This is a genomic window from Olleya sp. AS48 (genome assembly GCF_038900355.1).
Lineage (GTDB): Bacteria > Bacteroidota > Bacteroidia > Flavobacteriales > Flavobacteriaceae > Olleya.
Genome location: NZ_JBBMRD010000011.1, coordinates 79,323 through 101,322 on the forward strand (window position 1 = coordinate 79,323; position 22,000 = coordinate 101,322).

General features: G+C 32.9%; 17 protein-coding genes. 8 read left to right on the forward strand and 9 right to left on the reverse strand.

Features of this window, described 5'->3' with window-relative positions; all coding sequences use genetic code 11:
* Positions 1-49 precede the first annotated feature (49 nt).
* Positions 50-4,003: a LamG-like jellyroll fold domain-containing protein gene (locus WNY60_RS13275; RefSeq protein WP_342862636.1), complete on the forward strand. Its 3,954-nt coding sequence runs from the start codon at positions 50-52 to the stop codon at positions 4,001-4,003.
* Positions 4,004-4,080: 77 nt separating this feature from the next.
* Here WNY60_RS13275 and groL read toward each other — a convergent pair whose 3' ends face one another.
* From groL to miaB, 8 genes are all read right to left on the reverse strand, one after another.
* On the reverse strand, positions 4,081-5,712 hold the full coding sequence (groL, locus tag WNY60_RS13280; RefSeq protein ID WP_145003312.1) for a chaperonin GroEL: 1,632 nt from the start codon (positions 5,710-5,712) through the stop codon (positions 4,081-4,083).
* A gap of 117 nt (positions 5,713-5,829) precedes the next feature.
* Positions 5,830-6,108 carry a co-chaperone GroES gene (locus WNY60_RS13285; protein WP_028283491.1) on the reverse strand — a complete coding sequence of 93 codons (279 nt, stop codon included), beginning with the start codon at positions 6,106-6,108 and terminating at the stop codon, positions 5,830-5,832.
* Between the two features lie 142 nt (positions 6,109-6,250).
* A complete protein-coding gene (gene secG / locus WNY60_RS13290; protein WP_145003309.1) occupies positions 6,251-6,607 on the reverse strand; it encodes a preprotein translocase subunit SecG in 357 nt (118 codons plus the stop codon).
* Positions 6,608-6,620: 13 nt separating this feature from the next.
* Entirely contained in the window at positions 6,621-7,541 is a 921-nt protein-coding gene (locus tag WNY60_RS13295) for a hypothetical protein (protein ID WP_342862637.1), read from the reverse strand.
* Positions 7,542-7,545: 4 nt separating this feature from the next.
* Positions 7,546-8,052: an LptE family protein gene (locus WNY60_RS13300; protein ID WP_145003303.1), complete on the reverse strand. Its 507-nt coding sequence runs from the start codon at positions 8,050-8,052 to the stop codon at positions 7,546-7,548.
* A 30-nt stretch (positions 8,053-8,082) separates the two neighbouring features.
* Positions 8,083-9,351 (reverse strand): sigma 54-interacting transcriptional regulator, encoded by a 1,269-nt coding sequence (locus WNY60_RS13305; RefSeq protein ID WP_292942796.1) that lies wholly within the window; start codon positions 9,349-9,351, stop codon positions 8,083-8,085.
* Positions 9,352-9,360: 9 nt separating this feature from the next.
* Positions 9,361-10,284: a hypothetical protein gene (locus WNY60_RS13310; protein ID WP_145003297.1), complete on the reverse strand. Its 924-nt coding sequence runs from the start codon at positions 10,282-10,284 to the stop codon at positions 9,361-9,363.
* Between the two features lie 26 nt (positions 10,285-10,310).
* Complete coding sequence (miaB, locus tag WNY60_RS13315) at positions 10,311-11,756, reverse strand: tRNA (N6-isopentenyl adenosine(37)-C2)-methylthiotransferase MiaB (RefSeq protein ID WP_145003294.1); 1,446 nt, start codon at positions 11,754-11,756, stop codon at positions 10,311-10,313.
* A gap of 155 nt (positions 11,757-11,911) precedes the next feature.
* Between miaB and topA the strand changes: the two genes are divergently transcribed.
* From topA to WNY60_RS13350, 7 genes are all read left to right on the forward strand, one after another.
* Positions 11,912-14,440: a type I DNA topoisomerase gene (gene topA, locus WNY60_RS13320; protein ID WP_342862638.1), complete on the forward strand. Its 2,529-nt coding sequence runs from the start codon at positions 11,912-11,914 to the stop codon at positions 14,438-14,440.
* A gap of 9 nt (positions 14,441-14,449) precedes the next feature.
* On the forward strand, positions 14,450-15,616 hold the full coding sequence (locus WNY60_RS13325; protein WP_145003288.1) for a formimidoylglutamase: 1,167 nt from the start codon (positions 14,450-14,452) through the stop codon (positions 15,614-15,616).
* Positions 15,617-15,779: 163 nt separating this feature from the next.
* Positions 15,780-17,147 (forward strand): gliding motility lipoprotein GldK, encoded by a 1,368-nt coding sequence (gldK, locus tag WNY60_RS13330; protein WP_145003285.1) that lies wholly within the window; start codon positions 15,780-15,782, stop codon positions 17,145-17,147.
* Between the two features lie 61 nt (positions 17,148-17,208).
* Positions 17,209-17,841: a gliding motility protein GldL gene (gene gldL / locus WNY60_RS13335; protein WP_145003282.1), complete on the forward strand. Its 633-nt coding sequence runs from the start codon at positions 17,209-17,211 to the stop codon at positions 17,839-17,841.
* Positions 17,842-17,889: 48 nt separating this feature from the next.
* The gene (gldM, locus tag WNY60_RS13340; RefSeq protein ID WP_145003279.1) at positions 17,890-19,455 is read left to right on the forward strand and encodes a gliding motility protein GldM; all 1,566 of its coding nucleotides are present in this window, start codon (positions 17,890-17,892) and stop codon (positions 19,453-19,455) included.
* Positions 19,456-19,498: 43 nt separating this feature from the next.
* The gene (gene gldN, locus WNY60_RS13345) at positions 19,499-20,398 is read left to right on the forward strand and encodes a gliding motility protein GldN (RefSeq protein ID WP_145003276.1); all 900 of its coding nucleotides are present in this window, start codon (positions 19,499-19,501) and stop codon (positions 20,396-20,398) included.
* A 105-nt stretch (positions 20,399-20,503) separates the two neighbouring features.
* Complete coding sequence (locus tag WNY60_RS13350) at positions 20,504-21,544, forward strand: FAD-dependent oxidoreductase (RefSeq protein ID WP_342862639.1); 1,041 nt, start codon at positions 20,504-20,506, stop codon at positions 21,542-21,544.
* A 6-nt stretch (positions 21,545-21,550) separates the two neighbouring features.
* On the opposite strand, the gene WNY60_RS13355 is transcribed toward WNY60_RS13350, so the two are convergent.
* Positions 21,551-21,949 carry a DUF983 domain-containing protein gene (locus WNY60_RS13355; RefSeq protein ID WP_342862640.1) on the reverse strand — a complete coding sequence of 133 codons (399 nt, stop codon included), beginning with the start codon at positions 21,947-21,949 and terminating at the stop codon, positions 21,551-21,553.
* Positions 21,950-22,000: the final 51 nt, after the last annotated feature.

Consider the following 22,000-nt stretch of genomic DNA (forward strand, 5'->3'; position numbering starts at 1 on the left):
TTACTTTGCCCGAGTGATGATATATCCCTCAAATTAAAAATCTTAACCTATGAAGAAAACTACTTTGTTTTTCAGTGCGCTTATGTGTGCGATGTTATTTTTGTCTTTTACAGCCCAAGCGCAAGAATCAGATTTTGATAGTGACGGTATTGTTGATCGATTAGATGTCGATGACGATAACGATGGGATTAGAGATACTGTAGAGTGTCCTGCTATTTCTGGAGCTGCTAATGCACAAGGTGATAAAATTTCTTGGGAATTAAACCAATTTAAAGTGTTTACAATTGGAGCTAACACAAATGGTTTAGGTTACCAAGAGTCTGGTTTTCAAAAAGAAGTTTATGATAGAGGTCAGCCTTTAACAGTTTTAAATGGCGCTTCGGATTATTCTTTTACGCAAACTACAGCAGGTACAGCTACAACTACTTTAGGGACATTTGCAAATGGTACGTTAGATTTTGAACATAATTACATTTACAGACCTACACCAATTCACCAATTTAGAACAACTACTTCTGGTGGTTTTACTTCGGGTAGTGGCCCTTCTAATGGTTTATATGTCCACCCAGAGGTAGGTAATCTAACGGGAGATTACTATACTGTAAACGTTAATTTTACTGAACCTGTAGCATCATTTAGTTTTGATTTTGTAGATATATACGATACTAATGCTAATACTGAGGTTATAAACTACGAAGTATATGCAGACGGAAACTTAATAGCTTATTTTAGTAATTCCTACATTGGAGATGACCAATTAGGAAACATTAATTTATATGATGCTAACGGTACTTTTAGAGGATCTGTTTTAGCTGGACAAAATATTGAAAACACTATAGGTTTTGTTACTAGTGACCCTGTTAGTCATGTGGCTATTAGACACATTGTAGTTTCGGGTCAATTAGGAGCGAGCACACATGATCCTCATGGATTAGATAGTTTAGCTTACAGTTTTTTATGTCAACCACAATTTGATATTGATGTTGATAATGATGGTATTCCTGACAATGTTGAAGCACAGACAACAGCTGGATATATAGCTCCAAGTGGAGTTGTAAATACAAGTGGTGCTAATAATGGTATGTATAATAATTATGGTTCTGGATTTACACCTGTTAATACAGATGGGACAGATTTACCAGATTATTTAGATACAGATACTGATAATGACGGAATTTTAGATATTAACGAAAACGGTCAGGCTAGCTCATTATCTAACATTGATACTGATAAAGATGGTTTAGATAATAATTTTGATTTTATAACTGTAGGATACGACTCTAATGACGAAGTGACTACAGGAGATATTCCAAACCTTGTGTCTTCTTTTGGAGATTTTGATAATGATGCAGCAACAGGAGGTGATTTAGATTATAGGGATAATAATACGGCTATTATTGGATCTAATACCATAGATTTTGATGGTGTCGATGATTATTTAGATGCGCCTAATTTTATTAGTAATTGGACAGAAGCTACAATGATGGCTTGGGTTAAAATTGAAGGGAATAATACTGCGTTACCTAACCTATTTAGCATAGTAGGACAAGAAAATATGCGTTTATACATAAGTAATGGTAGAGTACCAGGATTTCTTGTGTATACTCAGGATCAAGTTACTGCATCAGATAATTATCCAGATACAAGTTTTACAGCATTACCTGACCCTTCACTTAATTTAAAAATTGAAAGTGATTTATGGTATCATATTGCAGGTGTTTTTGATGCATCAACAAATTCTGTTAAACTATACGTCAATGGTGAGTTAGTTGGTACTGAAACAGATCCATTATTAAATTCAGAATTACTAACTAAAAATTTTAATGGAACCTCTCATATTTATTCAAGTAGACCTTTTACTGTTGGAAGATACCCAACCAATACTAGTCCAGCAGGTTTTGGACATTTAGATGGTAATATTGATGAGGTTAGAGTCTTTAAAAAAGCGTTAACTGAAGATCAATTACAGAGTATGGTTTATCAAGAAATTGAAAACAACTCTGGAACAATACAAGGAGCAATTATTGAAAAAGATATTATTGATTTTACAACGTCAACACCAATACAATGGGCTGCATTAGAAGCATATTATCCAATGACAAATATTGTTAATGGTTTGGCTTATGACGAATCTAATGCATCACGTCATTTAAAATTAAATAATATCACAACAGTACAAGAGCAAACCGCACCTATGCCTTATCAGTCATCAAGTAATGGAGCTTGGACAAATGAAAGTACTTGGTTGTATGGTGATGTTTGGGATATTGAAAACTTACCAAATAAAGATTGGTCAATAGTTAATATTAAAAACCGAGTGACTACGAATGCGTCACACACACATTTAGGTTTAATTATAGACAATAATAAAACACTTGTTGTTAATGGTGATAATGAAATTAAAAACACTTGGTATTTAGAGCTAAATGGAGTTTTAAATTTGAAAAATGAATCTCAGTTAGTACAAACTAGATTAAGTGAATTAAAGGTTACAAGTTCGGGTAAGATAATAAGACGTCAGCAAGGAACTAATAATGTTTACAGATATAACTATTGGAGCTCTCCTGTAGGCGCACAAAGTACAGTGGCTAATAATACAGACTTCTCTTTAAATATGTTAAGTGATGCTAATGGAGCAATACAGTTTACTACAGGTTATACACCTCCTGTTACTACTCCTGCAACTTTGAGTACGTATTGGTTATATACTTATAAAAACGGATTTAATTATTATCAATGGGCTCCATTGGATGAAAACTCTGGTATTGAACCAGGAGTAGGTTATTCACAAAAAGGAACAGGAGTAGGGACTACTGATTTTGAATATTTTTTCGAAGGAAAACCAAATAATGGAGATATTTTAATTAGTGTAAATGATGCAGGTGGACCTGGATCTGTAGGAGGTATCTCTAAAACACAGTATTTATTGGGTAATCCTTATCCATCTGCTATTGATGCAAATGCTTTTATAGATGATAATGAAGGTTTAATTAATGGAGCAGTCTACCTTTGGGAACAATGGGCTGGTAATAGCCACGTTTTAAATCAATATGAAGGTGGTTATGCTATTTTAAATAAATTAACAGGAGTTAGAGCATATCAATTTGTAGGTTTAGATGGTGCAGATACAGGTGTGCAAAGCGGAACTAAAACTCCAAAACGTTACATTCCAGTTGCTCAGGGTTTTATGGCTGAAATTGTAGGAAGTGGAAATGTAGAATTTAACAATGATCAACGTGTGTTTAAAACGGAAGTTTCTGGTGAATCTCAATTTTTAAGATCTAGCTCAAATACAACGCAAAATAATGATGCTTCAGAAATGCAAATTATGAGATTAGAATTTGAAACATCTAATCATTTAATTAGAGAATTAGTTTTAGGATTTGGGAATAATACTGGAGATGATGTTTTTGATTACGGTTATGACGCTAAAGCAAATGATTTTTTTGCAAATGATTTATTGTCTACTTTAAATAACGAAAAATATGCTATTCAAGCATATTCTACAATTCAATCTGATAAAGAAGTAGCATTAGTTTTAAATAGTGATGCAACTGTAACTTATTCTATTAGAATGACTGAGGTAGAAAATATTGATGATGATCAAGTAATCTATTTATATGATACTTTAGAAGGTGTATATCATGATTTAAGAACAGGAGATTATAACTTTAGTGCGACATCTGGAGAAGATGCTACACGTTTTAAAATTGTATTTAATTCAGGTGAATCTTTATCAAACGAAGACTTTGAAGCTGCTAACGATATTTCAATTTTTGTTAATAATAATCTAAGCCAACTACATATTAAAGGTTTGAGTCAGGATGTAAAAAGCTTAAATTTAATTAATATGCTAGGTCAAAACGTAATGAAAATGACTAACGTAAATGCAAACCAAGTAAGCTCAGGAGTTAAACTTAGTAACTTAAGTACTGGAGTTTACATTGTAGATGTTACTTTAAAAGATGGAAGAACATTATCTAAAAAAGTTACAATTAACTAATTTAGATTTAAATATATAAAAAAGCCTCAACATTTGTTGAGGCTTTTTTTGTATTTTAATAATAGGTTTAGAATGTATTACATCATTCCTGGCATACCTCCACCCATAGGCATTCCGCCTCCAGCGCTTTCTTCTTTAATATCAATTAAAGCACATTCAGTAGTTAAGATCATTCCAGCAACAGAAGCAGCATTTTCTAATGCAATTCTTGTTACTTTTTTAGGATCTATAATACCAGCTTTAAGCATGTCTACGTAAGTTTCTGTCTTCGCATCGTATCCAAAGTCTTTTTTACCTTCCATAACCTTAGATACAACAACGCTACCTTCTCCACCAGCATTTTCAACTATAGTGCGTAAAGGCGCTTCAATAGCACGCGCTACAATTTGTATTCCTGTAGTTTCGTCTAAGTTTTCAGTAGTAATCTTTTCTAGAACAGATTTTGCTCTAACTAAAGCAACACCACCTCCAGCAACAATACCTTCTTCTACAGCAGCACGAGTTGCGTGTAAAGCATCATCTACACGGTCTTTTTTCTCTTTCATTTCAACTTCACTAGCTGCACCAACATAAAGTACTGCTACACCACCTGCTAACTTAGCTAGACGTTCTTGTAGTTTCTCTTTATCGTAGTCACTAGTCGTTGTTTCTATCTGAGCTTTAATTTGATTAACTCTGTTTTTAATTAAGCTTTTGTCTCCAGCTCCATTAACAACAGTTGTGTTGTCTTTGTCAATTGTAACACGTTCTGCAGTACCTAACATTTCTAAAGTAGTATTTTCAAGAGTAAAACCTCTCTCTTCAGATACCACTGTTCCACCTGTTAAAATAGCAATATCTTCTAACATTGCTTTTCTGCGGTCTCCAAACCCTGGAGCTTTAACTGCAGCAATTTTAAGAGATCCACGTAATTTATTAACTACTAAAGTCGCTAAAGCTTCTCCATCAACATCTTCTGCAATAATTAATAAAGGTTTACCTGATTGAGCAACTGGCTCTAATACTGGTAATAAATCCTTCATTGTAGATACTTTTTTATCGTATAATAAAATGTATGGATTTTCTAAATCAGTAATCATTTTGTCACTGTTAGTCACAAAATAAGGAGATAGATAACCTCTGTCAAACTGCATACCTTCTACAATATCGACGTACGTTTCCGTTCCTTTAGCTTCTTCTACAGTGATAACACCTTCTTTTCCAACTTTGCCAAATGCTTTAGCAATTAAATCTCCAATAACATCATCGTTATTTGCAGATATAGAGGCAACTTGTTTTATTTTTTCAGAAGAGTTTCCTACTTCTTTAGATTGTTTACCTAAATCAGTTACTATAGCTTCTACTGCTTTGTCAATTCCACGTTTTAAATCCATTGGATTGGCACCTGCAGCAACGTTTTTTAAACCTTCTTTTACTATAGCTTGTGCTAATACAGTTGCGGTAGTTGTTCCGTCTCCTGCTAAATCATTAGTTTTTGAAGCTACTTCTTTTACCATTTGAGCTCCCATGTTTTCTAATGGGTCCTCTAATTCTATTTCTTTAGCAACACTTACTCCATCTTTAGTAACGACAGGAGCACCAAAAGATCGGCTAATAATAACGTTTCTTCCTTTTGGTCCTAAAGTAACTTTTACTGCATTTGCTAATGCATCTACACCACGTTTTAATCCATCACGTGCTTCTACATCAAATTTTATGTCTTTTGCCATTTTTATTTTATTTTACTTACAGTTTGAAGAATTATCTATGAACTATAAGATTGATTAATTGTAATAATTTTGTTTTGAAAACTTTTTAGAACGCTTTGTCCTAAATTGTAAGCCATATTAGATAATAGCCATAATGTCTTCTTCACGCATCATTAAATACTCTTTTCCGTCTAATTTGATTTCAGATCCTGAATATTTTCCATAAAGTACTGTATCTCCAACTTTAACCGTTAAAGGTTCGTCTTTTTTACCGTTTCCAATAGCAACGATAGTTCCTTTATGTTGTTTTTCTTGAGCTGTGTCTGGTATGTATAAACCAGAAGCTGTTTGTGTTTCCGCAGGAAGTGCTTCAACTAGCACACGGTCTGCAAGTGGTTTAATGTTTAATTTACTCATAATATATATGTTTAATTAATTAGAATATTTGTGCTTAATAATAAGCTAAAAATGTGCCAATAGAAGACAACTGACAAACTTGCAGAAACAAAAAATGCCAACTGATTAAGTTGGCATTTTAAAGTATATTTTTGAAAAAGGATTATTCTCCAGCTTCAGGTGTAATTTCTTTTGTTGCTTCGTCTGCAGTTGGAGCAGGAGTAGTAGGTGTTGGTAATTCTATATTGTCACTTTCTAAAATTTTAGATTCTCCAGCAGTTCCATTTCTATCAATACCTAAGCTAGAAGCTAAGATTAATGCTAATAAGATAGTTGCTAATGTCCAAGTACTTTTGTCTAAAAAGTCTGTTGTTTTTTTGACACCACCTAATTGTTGTGTTCCACCACCTCCAAAAGAAGAAGATAATCCTCCACCTTTAGGGTTTTGTACCATTATTACGACTACTAGTAGAAATGCTACTATCACGATTAGGACTAAAAAGATTGCAAATGTGCTCATTATAATATGTTATTTATTCTTGTAATTTTTCTATTGCTTTAATTTGGTCTGCAAAGAAACCACTTTTTTCTGGATATTTCAAACTTAAAATTTTATAAGATTGAATCGCTTTTTTATAGTTTTTTTGTTCCACATAAATACGTGCTAAAGTTTCGGTCATTAATGACTCTGGTTGAATCATTTGTTCTTTAGCTATATTGTGGTTTGTAATGTTTGATTTTTTTGCTTCTAACTTTGGGTTTTTAGTAATAAACTTATCAATTAACTCAAACTTTTTAGCACGCTCAATTTCATTTATATCATTACTCTTTTCTGTTTCAGCGGTAGCATTAGTTGTTTTTTTATCAACTGTTTCTCTTTCAATGGGCTTGTATTGCGCTAAATTTAACCATTCGTTAAAACTATGTGTTTCTGATTTTTCAAATTGTAGAGGCGTTCCTATTTTAAGGATAGCTTCTGCTTTTTCAGTATCGTTATTAGTTTTGACGGTATCTAAATTGCTCTCTTCAAAATTATTGTTTTCAGTTTTTGGCTGAAATAATTCTGGATTTATAGTATGTCTAGCGTCTTCAATATGTTGATTAAGCGCAGCGTCATGGCTTGTTATATTGCTTGCAGAAATATCTTCTGTAACGACTTCTATGCTATTAATGTAGTCTAAATTGTGTTTTATGTATTCTGAAACTTCATTTTGATTAAAAGTCTCAGAGGTAATAAAGTCAAATAAAATACTTCGGTCTGTGGTGTAAGCAGCTGTAGTTTTTAACGCTTGATTGTATTTAAAACTTTCTTTGTTTTTTAAACCTTTAAGGTAAATGGCTCTAGCCGATTGAAAATACGGAAACTCTTTAATAATACTATCAAGCAGGTCTGTTTGATCCGTGTTTATTAGCTGAGGCTGTTGAAGTATTTTGGATAATTCTTGGCTAGTCATTTGTTTACCAATTAGCAAGTGATGCGTTAAATATATCTTGTGTTAGACGTTCAAAAATTTCTTCAAAAGCAGTGGTTTTGATTGCGCCTGACAATAGCTCGCTACCTGTATAATCATAGTAAAAAGAGAATTTTTTTTCAAAATCGTTTTCGTCATCTTTTTTATTATAATATCTAACATTTACACCAATAGTTAATCTGTTTTGTGCTGCGGTACTGTTTGCTGTTGCAGTAGTTGGAGAAATACGATATTCTGTAATTTCGCCTTCGTACACTAAATCTCCATTTGAGTTAACTAGGCTTAAACTGGTTTGATTTAGTATTAAGTCTTGTAAAGCTATGGTAAAATCTCTTTCTAATCCTGGCTCTACCAAAGGTGCGTTATTTTGAAAATAATTAACCTGAAACGTTTTAGCATCTCCTAGGTCTTGTACACCTGTAAATGAATATGCACCACAACCAAAAACGGTTGCAATAATGGTTAGTAATAAAATATATTTAAGTGGTTTCATGTAATTATTGTTTTGCTTTAAAACGTTAGATTATAAATCAAATTGTTTGATTTTACGATAAAGTGTACGTTCGCTAATACCTAACTCTTCTGCAGCCAGTTTGCGTTTTCCGTTATGACGCTCTAAAGATTTTTTTATTAATTCTAGTTCTTTATCATGCAATGACAAGGTTTCTTCCTCTTCAATTTCTTCTGCAAAGTGGTATTTATCTTGAGCAGTATCTATTGGATTGGAATTAGAAATTCCAGAATTTTGTGCTATAGATAATACTTCCATGTCTTCTACATGCTCATCAAACTCGGCTTCACTTTCATTTTCGCCATAAATTTTCTGAATTAATGTTTCATTGTTTTTCTGAACATCTTTTGCATTACCTGTTTTCATTAATTCCATGGTCAGCTTTTTTAAGTCGTTTAAATCGGCTTTCATGTCAAATAATACTTTGTATAGTATCTCACGCTCGCTACTAAAATCACCTTCGGACTTGGCATTATTAATAACTGCTGGAAGATTATTTCCGCTTGGTAAATAACTATCTAAAACTTGTGCTGTAATGGTCCTGTTTTGTTCTAAAACAGAAACTTGTTCTGCAACATTACGCAGTTGTCTTATATTTCCGCTCCAGCGATATTTTAATAATAAATTTATGGCATCATCCGATAACTTGATGGTTGGCATTTTATATTTTAATGCAAAATCACTAGCAAATTTGCGGAATAATATGTGGATGTCTTCTTGTCGCTCTCGTAAAGGCGGAAGATTGATGTCTACTGTACTTAAACGGTAAAATAGGTCTTCTCTAAATTTTTCTTTTTTAATAGCATCAAACATATTTACGTTTGTTGCTGCAACAATCCTTACATTGGTTTTTTGTACTTTACTGGATCCAACTTTTATAAACTCACCATTTTCTAAAACACGTAAAAGACGGACTTGTGTAGTTAAGGGTAACTCTCCGACTTCATCTAAAAAAATGGTTCCTCCATCTGCAACTTCAAAATAGCCACTTCTAGTAGCAGTAGCACCTGTAAAGGCACCTTTTTCATGACCAAAAAGCTCGCTATCTATTGTTCCTTCTGGAATTGCACCACAGTTAACTGCAATATATTTACCGTGTTTACGATGCGATAATTGATGGATTATTTTTGGAATACTCTCTTTTCCAACACCACTTTCTCCTGTTACTAAAACAGAAATATCTGTTGGAGCGACTTGAATTGCTTTTTCTATAGCGCGATTTAATGTCGGGCTATTTCCAATAATTCCGAAACGTTGTTTTATTGATTGTATAGATTCCATTTTAACTTTTTAGTTAGTGTAATTAAAATTTTCTTCTTGTACTAAGCTTATGCCATCTAAAGAAAACACACCTGTTCTACTTGTAATTCGGTTTGCGGTATTGTAAGTCATCATAAATGTAACTGTGTTTCCTTCTGCTGTAACAGAATTCCAGTTATTTGTACTATGAAACTGAACTATGATTGGTCCAGCCTCTTCAGTATAATCATCATCCAAAATAGATAACCAATATTGATCACTAAATCCTGCTTTTAAAGGATTGGTAAAGTTGTCGTAACCATAGGTTGTGTTGTTATCATTTTCTCCAGAAGAAATTACAGATATGCAGTTTCCGTTAGCATTATAAGTTAAAATTTCTTGCTGGATGCTAAAACCGTCTTCAAACGATATTTTTTCAATTAATCTACCTGAAGCATCTTTTTTGTATTGGGTCTCCACTGGATTTCCTGCCTCTGTTTTAGTTATAGTATTTCCTGATGTTGTAAAGTTATAGGTGTAATCTTCTGTGTCGTCTTCAAAGTCATCATATGCAATTTGAGAAATATTGTCTGAAGAATAGCTAATATTAGTTTGATTGATTTGAGTAGATCCTTCAAAGTTTTTAACTGTAATAATTTTTCCAGAAGCATCTCTAGTAAGCGTTCCGCTGGCTACTATAGGAAAACCAAAAGCAACAGTTTCGACATCTAAATCTGAGACCTTATTGTTGTCATTAAAAGTAAAATCTGTATTTATGGTTATTGGTCCTAAAAAAGGGACTTCTGTATCAACATCCCAAGTGTAACTTGATAATTGTAAATCATCACTACCTGTTCCTTCTGTTGGGTCAGGCTCGCCTGTAATTGTGTCGTCTGCAGCAAAGCCTTCTAAAGGTTCGTTTTGACAAGAGGTTATAAAGCTAAGTGTTACTAGTAGTATAATTATTTTTTTCATGATATGTTATAATAAGGTCAATACGATTAATTGTTTGCGCTGTTTACGGCTTTACCAATAAGTGTAGCTTTAGTACAATCTGTTACAGTTACGTTTACTAAATCTCCAATTTTATAATGTTCTTTTGGAAAAACAACAACAATGTTTTGTTGTGTGCGACCAGACCATTCTTGGTTTGATTTTTTTGATTCTCTTTCTACTAAAACTTCAACTGTTGTGTTTAAAAACTGTCTAGTTCTATATTCACTATGTATTAATTGTAGTGCTATGATTTCTCTTAGACGTCTACTTTTTGTTTCTTCAGGTATATCGTCTTCAAATTTACGTTCCGCTAAAGTCCCAGGACGCTCAGAGTAGGTAAACATGTATCCAAAGTTATATTTTACATATTCCATTAGGCTTAATGTGTCTTGATGGTCCTGTTCAGTTTCGGTTGGAAAACCTGAAATCATATCTTGACTAATCGCACAATTTGGAATTATTCTTTTAATATTATCTATTAAGGTAAAATATTCTTCTCGTGTATGTAAGCGATTCATTGCTTTTAATATGCGATTACTTCCGCTTTGTACAGGTAAATGTATGTGATTACATATATTATCGTATTTAGCCATGGTTTCAATAACCTCAAGATGCATATCTTGTGGATTAGACGTGCTAAATCTAATACGCATAGTAGGTTGTGCTTTGGCGCATAACTCTAATAGCTTAGCAAAATCTGTAGCAGTCGCTTTTTCAAAATCTGTGGCTTTTTCAAAATCTTTTTTCATTCCGCCTCCATACCAAAGGTAGCTATCTACATTTTGTCCTAGTAATGTAATTTCTTTATAGCCTTTGTTCCAAAGATCATTTACTTCTTCAATAATACTTTGTGGATCACGACTGCGCTCTCTTCCTCTTGTAAAAGGGACAACGCAAAACGTACACATATTATCACAACCTCTAGTTATTGATACGTAAGCGGTAACACCATTACTGTTTAATCTTACAGGACTAATGTCTCCATAGGTTTCTTCTTTAGACAGTATTACATTTATCGCATCGCGACCTTCATCTACTTCGGCTATTAAATTAGGTAGGTCTTTATAGGCATCAGGTCCTACAACTAAATCAACTATCTTTTCTTCTTCTAAAAACTTACTTTTTAAACGTTCTGCCATACAGCCTAACACACCCACTTTCATTTTAGGGTTGATGTCTCTTTTTATAGCATTATACTTTTGTAAACGTTTACGTACTGTTTGTTCTGCTTTATCACGTATAGAGCAGGTGTTAACCAATACTAAGTCTGCTTCTTCTAAAACTTGTGTCGTATTAAATCCTTCGTTTTGAAGGATAGAAGCGACAATCTCACTATCACTAAAATTCATAGAGCAGCCATAACTTTCTATAAAAAGTTTTTTACTATTCTCTTTTTTTTCAGGGATAACTAATGTCTCTCCTTGTTTGTTTTCGTCTATTGTCTTTTCCATAAATATATTGAAATCACTCATCTCCAATAAGCACGCAAAGATAGGATTATTTTAAAATTATGACAATCTGACAGACCTTTAATTTTAGCTAAAAGTTATAAAATTAGGATGATAAATTTTTTTTGATATACCTTTGCACTCACAAAAATCGAAGAATGGCGAAGAATTTAGTAATAGTAGAGTCACCAGCAAAAGCAAAAACAATAGAGAAATTTTTAGGAAAAGACTTTAAAGTCGAATCCAGTTTTGGGCATATTGCTGACTTACCATCTAAGGAATTAGGAGTAGATGTAGACGGAGATTTTGATCCAAAATATGAAGTGTCTTCAGATAAAAAGTCGCTAGTTAAAAAATTAAAAGATTTAGCTAAAAAAGCCGAAATGGTTTGGCTAGCTAGTGATGAGGATAGGGAAGGAGAGGCTATTGCATGGCATTTAGCCGAGTCTTTAAACCTAGATAAAGATAAAACAAAACGAATCGTTTTTCATGAGATTACAAAAACTGCAATACAAAAAGCGGTTGAAAATCCAAGACAAATAGATTACGATTTAGTAGATGCACAGCAAGCACGTCGTGTATTAGATAGAATTGTAGGTTACGAGCTATCTCCAGTTTTATGGCGTAAAGTAAAAGGAGGGTTGTCTGCAGGTCGTGTACAATCAGTATCTGTTAGATTAATTGTTGAGCGTGAACGCGAAATACAAGATTTTACACCAGAAGCATCTTACAGGATTGATGCCGAGTTTTCAAACGAAGCAGGTCAATCTTTTAAAGCTAAACTACCAAAAACGTTTGGTACTAAAAAAGAAGCATTTGACTTTTTAGAAAGTAATGCAGCTGCTAAGTTTAAGGTCGCTGACTTAACTAAAAAGCCAGCAAAAAAATCTCCAGCAGCACCATTTACAACGTCAACCTTACAGCAAGAAGCATCTCGTAAATTATATTTTTCTGTAAGTAAGACTATGACAATGGCTCAGCGTTTATACGAAGCTGGTTTGATTACTTATATGAGAACAGATAGTGTAAACTTATCTGACGAAGCTAGAAAAGGTGCAGAAAAAGAAATAATTGAAGCTTACGGTAAAGAATACGCTAAAGAACGCAACTTTAAAGGTAAATCCAAAGGAGCTCAAGAAGCTCACGAAGCGATTAGACCAACCGACTTTAAAACGCATAGTGTAGATATTGATTATGATCAGGCTAGATTATACGATTTAATTTGGAAACGTGCTATTGCATCACAAATGAGTGAAGCACAATTAGAACGCACAAATGTTAAAATTGAAGCAGATACACATGACCAAACCTTTACAGCAAATGGAGAGGTAATTAAATTTGAAGGGTTTTTAAAAGTATATTTAGAAGGTACTGATGATGAAGATTTAGAGCAAGAAGGTATGCTTCCAGCAATGAAAACTAATGAGACGCTTTTAAATAAATACATATCAGCTACTGAGCGTTATAGTCGTGCACCATATAGATATACTGAGGCTTCTTTGGTTAAGAAGTTGGAAGAGTTAGGTATTGGACGACCATCTACATATGCACCAACCATTTCTACTATTCAAAACAGGAATTATGTAGAAAAAGGAGCAATTGATGGTGTTGAGCGTGAGTACACACAATTAATGGTGGAAGAAGGTAGTGTAAAGGATAATACGTTAACAGAAAAAGTAGGTTCAGATAAAGGAAAGCTTGTGCCAACAGATATTGGTATGATTGTTACAGACTTTTTAGTAAATCATTTTGAAAGTATTTTAGACTATAATTTTACTGCAAAAGTAGAAAGTCAATTTGATGATATAGCCGAAGGGAAGGAAGACTGGAAAAAAATGATGAAAACCTTCTATAAGAAATTTCACCCAGTTGTCGTTGATGTACAAGAAAATGCAGATAGAGAATCCGGAGAGCGTATCTTAGGTAAAGACCCTAAAACAGGTAAGCAAGTAAGCGTACGTTTAGGTAAGTTTGGTCCAATGGTACAAATGGGAACTGTAGACGACGAAGAAAAGCCAACCTTTGCTAGTTTAAGTCCAGATCAACAATTAGGTAGTATAACCTATGAAGAAGCAATGGATTTATTTAAATTGCCAAGAACTTTAGGTAAGTATGAAGATGAAACCGTAGAAGTAAATAATGGTCGTTTTGGTCCTTATGTAAAATATGGTGATAAATTTGTATCCTTAGCTCCTGGTCAAGATCCATTAAATATAGAGATTGAAGATGCAATAGAACTTATTAAAGAAAAAGAAATTGCAGACGCTCCTGTGTATAATTATAAAGGACACGGAGTCACAAAAGGAAAAGGACGTTTTGGACCTTTCATTAAATGGAATGGTTTATTTATAAATGTCAATAAAAAATACGATTGGGATAACTTAACTAATGAAGAAATTGAAGAATTAGTTGATGCTAAAATTCAAAAAGAAATAGATAAAGTTGTTCATAATTGGGAAGATGAAGGCATACGTGTAGAAAAAGCACGTTGGGGAAGACATAATATTTTAAAAGGAAAAATTAAAATAGAGCTTCCTAAGACGGTAGACGCTGCAGCTTTAACTTTGGATGAGGTTAAAGATATGATTGAAAAGAAAGCGCCTAAAAAGAAAGCAGCAGCTAAGAAGAAAGCGCCAGCAAAGAAAAAAACAACTACTAAGAAAAAAACAACAGCTAAAAAGAAATAGTATTATATAATGAATTTTAATTTTCTTACTCCAGTCCCAGATACTGTTTTAGCGCATAATCAATTATTATCGCCTTTAAGTTTAGGTCAAAAAATTAAAATTCATTCTGAGCAGCATGGACTGCCAGATCTTAATAACGTTAAAATTGCAATTGTAGGTGTTCTTGAAAATCGAAACGATGTTAATTACATTGGAGAAGATTTTAATTTGAATGAAATAAGAAAATCATTCTACACTTTATACCCTGGAAGTTGGAGTTCGTCGATTGCGGATATTGGTGATATTCAAAAAGGAGACACTGTTGACGATACTTATTTTGCCTTAAAAGAAACATTAATTACTTTAATAGAAAATAAGATTATCCCAGTAATAATAGGAGGTAGTCAAGATTTGTCCTACGTAAACTATCGTGCTTATGATAGTTTAATGCCAATGGTTAACATTGTAAATGTGGATAAATCTTTTGATTTAGGAGATTCTTCTAAACCAATAAAAAATACTAGCTTCGTCGGGAAAATTATTTTAGACGAGCCTTATAATCTTTTTAATTACGCCATTATAGGTTATCAAACTTACTTTAATAGTCAAGAAGAGATAGATTTAATGGAGCGTTTATATTTTGAACCTTATCGCTTAGGAGAAATATCTAATGATCTTACATTAGTAGAGCCAGTAATGCGTGATGCTAATATAGTTACGGTTGACTTAGGAGCCTTAAAAGCATCTGAGGTAAGTCAAAAACAAAAAGTATCGCCAAACGGTTTGGATGGAAAAGAAATTTGCACAGTAGCAAGATATGCAGGAATCAGCAATAAAGTATCTTCATTTGGTATTTACGAGTATAAACCATCTCAAGATGATGACATTACATCCATGCTAATATCTCAAATGATATGGTATTTTATAGAAGGTGTAAATTGCAGAGTTAAAGATGATGATTTTTCTAATGGTGATAATCATCAAAAATTCATTACTTTAGCGGAGTCTCACGAATTAATTTTTTATAAGAGCACAAAAACAGGACGCTGGTGGATAGAAATACCATTTTTAGCAAATGTTAATAATAAATTAAAAAAACACACGTTATTACCATGCACGCATCAAGACTATCTAGATGCTTGTAATGACAAAATACCAGAGCGTTGGTATAAGGCATTTCATAAAAATAGCGTGTAATCGATATAGACGAACAGATAAACGACAATTAATATCGTTTAAATGTTAAATTTTTACGATGAAATGTATTTTTTTTTGTCGAAAAAGTTGTTTTTTAAAAAATATATAAATATGTTTACGCTCTTAAAAAATTTAAGAGTATAAAATTAACCTCGAGTTTTAAATGAATATGAAGAAGTTTGTATTATTAACAGCGGTTTTCGCACTATTAGTAAGTTGTGGATCAAAAGATAAGGGTCAGCTTGTTGGTGTCAAAGGTAAAAAATGGCACCCAGAAAAACCTTACGGTATGACATTAGTTCCTGGTGGAGCTTTTATTATGGGTAAAGCAGATGATGATTTAGCCGGAATCCAAGACGCACCTGCAAAAACAGTAACTGTAGCATCATTTTACATGGATGAGACAGAAATAACTAATAGTGAGTATCGTCAATTCGTAGAATGGGTAAGAGATTCTACAATCCGTACTAAATTAGCAATATTAGCTGATGAGGTTGGAATGACTCAAGCTGATGGTGGTATTGGAGAATTTGCTTTTAAAGATGCAGATACAACCAATTCTTCAGCTTACGAAAAATACATGCTAGATAACTATAGTGGTCTAGGAGAAACTGGTTATGAAGGTAGAAAACTAAATCACGATGTTGATTTAATTTTTGATACCGCAGACTATCCAGATGAGTATTACGTAGAGGTTATGGATACAATGTATTTACCATTAGAAGAATCTTACAACGGTCAACGTACTTGGGATGTAACTAAATTTAAGTTCCAGTATACTTATATGGACATAGCCAAAGCTGCAAAAAATAAAAACTTACGTCGTAAAGATGTAATCGTTAGAGAAGAGGTTGAAATCTATCCAGATACTACATCTTGGATTAGAGATTTTGCATATTCTTATAACGAGCCTATGCACAATGATTACTTCTGGCATGATGCTTACAGTGATTATCCTGTAGTAGGTGTGTCTTGGCAACAAGCTAAAGCATTTTGTGAGTGGAGAACAAAACACCATAATGATGCAAGAAGAGAAAGAAAAATGCATAACGTAGCACGTTACAGATTACCGTCAGAAGCTCAATGGGAGTATGCTGCAAGAGGTGGTCTTCAAGCTGCAACTTTTCCTTGGGGAGGACCTTATGCTAAAAATGATAGAGGATGTTTCATGGCTAACTTTAAGCCATTACGTGGTGATTACGCAGCAGATCAATCTTTATATACTGTAGAAGCTGATGCTTATGAGCCAAATGACTTTAACTTATATAATATGGCTGGAAACGTTTCGGAATGGGTAGACTCATCTTACGATCCTTCTTCATATGAATATGCTTCAACAATAAACCCAAGTGTAAATGATGCTAATAACAAACGTAAAGTTGTTCGTGGTGGTTCTTGGAAAGATGTTGCATATTACCTGCAAGTAAGTTCAAGAGATTATGAATATGCAGATTCTGCAAGAAGTTATATTGGTTTCAGAACTGTGCAAGATTACATGGGAACAGACGTAACTGCTAACGCAAGACAATAATTAAACTAAACAACTAAATACTTAACAACTAAAACTTAACAACTAAAAAAACTTAGAAATTATGGCACAAAAGAAATTATCAACAATGAATATGGTTTATGGTATTGGAGCAGCAATTGTAATTATTGGAGCTTTATTTAAAATACAACACTGGCCTTATGGATCTCTTATTTTAACAATAGGAATGATTGTTGAAGCAATCGTATTTACTTTATCTGCTTTTGAAAAGCAAGGTGGTGAATTGGATTGGGCATTAGTATACCCAGAATTAGCAGGTGGACAAGCAACAACTAAAAAAGCTGCTAAAGAAGAGCCAAAAGATGCTGAAGGATTATTATCTAAAAAATTAGACAACTTATTAAGAGAAGCTAAAATTGATGGTGAATTAATGAGTAGCTTAGGTGCAAGCATCAAAAACTTTGAAGGTGCTGCAAAAGGAATTTCTCCAACAGTAGATTCTATGGCTGCAACTAAAAAGTATGGTGAAGAAATGTCATTAGCTGCTGCACAAATGGAGTCTTTAAACAGTCTTTATAAAGTGCAAATGGAAAGTGCAAGTCGTCAAGCTTCAATCAATGAAGAAGCTGTTGAAAATGCAACTAAATTAAAAGAGCAAATGCAATCTTTAGCATCTAACTTATCTTCTTTAAACGGAGTATATGGTGGTATGTTATCTGCAATGAACAAAAACTAATTAGTGATTAATATCAACTAATATTAATAAATAATAAACTAATTAGAAATGGCAGGAGGAAAACAGTCCGCAAGACAAAAGATGATTAACTTGATGTACTTAGTATTTATTGCAATGATTGCAATGACTATGTCAAAAGAAGTGCTATCTGCATTCGGGTTAATGGATAAGAAATTTGATAGAGCTAATGAGTTAGCTATCGCATCAAATAATGGTATTTTAACGCAGTTAAAAACACAAGCTGAAGAAAAGCCTGATGAATTTGATTCAGCAAATAAATTAGCTAACCAAATTAGTGCAATATCTGACGATTTTTATAAATTCTTAGGAACTGTAAAAACTAATGATATTGTTAAAAATGGTGGTTATGAGTTAGAAGCAAATGGTGATTTACCTTACGAAGAAATGGATAAAGGTGATAAACTTGATGAGCTTTGGTTTACTGGAGACAGATTAACAAAAAGAGGACAAGAGGTTTTAGACAGAATAGAGAAGTATAAGGCAGATATCAAAGCTGTATTACCTAAAGAAGGTAAATGGCAGCCTGTAGTTCAAAGTTTTGAAGATCGTTTTAGTACTGCACCTGTTAAAGATAATGATGGTGTTGAGAAAAAATGGTTAGATTACCACTTCCAAGGTTTTCCAGCTATTGCATCTTACACTAAGTTAACTGCAATGCAAAATGATGTTAAAGCTACTGAGACTAATATCTACAACGGATTTTTAGGAAACTTAGTTAGTAACGCTACGTCTTTAAAAAATTATACAGCTATTGTTTTAGCTGATAAATCTGCGTTTTTTGCTGGAGAGAAATTTCAAGGAAAAGTAGTATTAGGTAAATATGCAAACGTTGCACCAACTAAAATGAGTGTAGCAGGTAAAGAAGTTGATTTGTCTAAAGCAATCGATTCAACTGGAGCAGCAACATTAGATTTTAATGTTGGTAACGTTGGAGAGCATGATATTGACGGTAAATTTACTTTCGTAGAAGATGGTAAAGAACTAGAAATTCCTATTATTGGAAACTACGTTGTAGTACCAAGACCAAATTCAGCAACTATATCAGCTGATAAAATGAATGTGGTTTATAGAGGTGTTTCTAATCCAATGACTATTTCTTTTGCAGGTGTACCTGATAATAAAGTTAATGCTACTGGAGCAGGATTATCTAAAGCTAGTGGTATTGGAAAATACTCAATGAATCCAGGAACAGGTAAAGAAGTTACTATTAACGTAACAGCTAAATTAGATGATGGTTCAAATGCTTCAGATAGAGCGGTCTTTAGAATTAAAGATATTCCAAAACCTACTGGAACTATTGCAGGTCAGTCTGAAGGTGGTTTACCAAGAAATAACATTGAAATTGGTACAATTAAAGCAGAATTAACTGACTTTGATTTTGATTTACCTTTATCAGTAACGTCATTTAAATTCAAAGTACCTGGTCAAGCTACTGTTAATGTTAACGGTAATAAACTTAATGGAACTGCTAAAGCTGCATTAAGAAAAGCAAGAAGAGGTGACGCAGTACAAATATTTGATATTAAGTCTAAAGCAAATTCTAGCGTTAGAATTAAGCCAGCAAGTCCAATAGCAATTGAATTAGCTAACTAATCAAACTATTTGATTAATTAAAAATTATAAAAACAATTTTCAGATGAATTACAAATCTTTATTAGCAGTCGTATTTGGTGTAGCATTTACCGCACAAATCAATGCGCAATCTAATATTCTTAATGCTAAATCTCCAAAAGAGATTGGTGTTAGAACAGATGAACAAAAAGCGTTAGATAACGATAAGCCTCTAGAATACGGTTATGTTGATGATAGAGATGTTATGTTTGCTAAAATGACTTGGGAGAAAGTTGTATTAGATGAACGTGTAAACTTCCCATTATACTACCCAGTAGATACAAATAACATTGGAAGTGATAGACGTTCTTTATTTGATGTGCTTACAAAAGCTATTGACGAAGGTCAAATCGAAAATGTATACAACGATTCTTATTTTACAGGAAAACGTACTAAAAAAGAGTTAGCTCAAATTAGAACAGCTGTAGATACTATGGACATTGGATACGATCAGTTAAATGCTGATGGTTATGTTGATCCAGAGTATATTACTACAACTACTATTTCATCTTATGATGTTTCTGCTTACTTAATTAAAGGTATGTGGTATTTTGATAAGCGTCAAGGAGAATTAAAATATAGACTTTTAGGTATAGCACCAGCTGCACCAGATGTTAACTATGTTAATTCTAATGACGAAGCTAATAAAGAACCTATTCCTTTATTCTGGATTTTTTATCCAGATGCAAGAGACATTTTACATGAAGCTAAAGCATTTAATGCTAAAAACAGTGCAATGCCTTTCTCTTTTGATCATATTTTAAACGCACGTCGTTTTAGTGGTATCATATTTAAAGAAGAGAATGTTTTTGGAGACCGTAAGGTTGAAGAATATATTGCTGAAAATTCATTAATGCAATTATTAGAGTCTGAAAGAATAAAAGAAAAAATCAGAAACTTTGAGTTAGACATGTGGTCTTACTAATAGCAGTTTGATTTAATTATATAAAAACGTTCACTGAAAAGTGAACGTTTTTTTTTGTTTTTACAAGTTTCTATTTTATTCATTCAGATATTCTATTTTTGCATTATGAAAGTAGATTATATAATTGTAGGATGTGGACTTGCTGGTATTTCGTTTTGCGAAAAGCTTAAAGCAAATAATAAATCGTTTGTAGTTTTTGAAGATAGCTCTCAGCAATCATCCATTGTTGCAGGTGGATTATATAATCCTGTAACTTTAAAAAGATTTACTCCTGTTTGGAAAAGTGAAGAGCAATTAAAAACAGCCTTACCTGTTTATAATCAACTAGAAAAAGATTTTGGTGTTGACTTAGATTATAAGGTTCCAGTCAGACGACGTTTTACGTCTTTAGAGGAGCAAAATAATTGGTTTGAAGCATCTGATAAAGTCGGTTTAAAACCTTTTATAAATACTACACTTATAGATAATGTAAATCCAAATGTAGACGCACAGTTTAAGCTTGGAGAGGTTTTGAGTACTGGAAGATTAGACACTAAACTTTTAGTTCAAAATTATAAATCTGATTTATTATCTAAAGGTTACTTGATTAGTCAGTCATTTAATCATAATAGTTTAGTTTGTAAAGACAATCAAGTCGTATATAATGATATTGAGGCTAAACACATTGTTTTTGCGGAAGGTTTTGGAATTAAGCAAAACCCATTTTTTAAAGCATTACCATTAGGTGGTACAAAAGGGCAGTTGTTAACTATACATGCACCAGAATTAAAATTGGATTATGTACTTAAATCCAGTGTGTTTGTAATACCATTAGGTAATGATACTTATCGTGTTGGGTCTACATACGAACAAAAAGATAAGACCAACACAATTACAACAGAGGCTAGAGATATGCTTTTAGATAAGCTTAAAACCTTTGTAAAGTGTGATTTTAAAGTGTTGACTCAAGTAGCAGGTGTTAGACCAACAGTTAAGGATAGAAAACCTTTGGTAGGTAGACATAAAGATTTTAAAAACATGTACCTTTTTAATGGATTAGGTTCTCGTGGAGTTATGATAGCACCTTATGTAGCTAACCAATTATACAATTTTATAGAAAACAATGTAGCAATAGATGCTGAGATTGATTGCAGTAGGTTTTACTAAATACTGTTATTTATTTGCGCTTGATTTTTCAGCTAAATTTTTGTCATAACTCATAAAAATATTAATCCATATATTTCTTGATAGTCTAACTATAACTGGGTAAAAGACAATCATTGCTGCAATAATAGCAATAAAAGCAGTGTTAAGTGTACTGCCTAAAAATATGTAGCTTATTACAAAAGCAGCAACAGCAAAAGCAATTCCAACACCATAACTAACGTACATTGACCCATAAAAAAAGGATGGTTCTATTTGATATTTAGTGTTGCAATGACTACAACGCTCATTCATACTAAAAAGTTTATTTAGCACATATGGGTTTGGATTTGTATACATAGATTCTTGGTGACACTTTGGACAAGCACCTGTAAAAATAGAGTATAATTTAGAGCCTTTTTTAAACATAATAATTGTGTACTTTTGCAATTCAAAAAAATTGGTAGTGAAGTTTAAAAC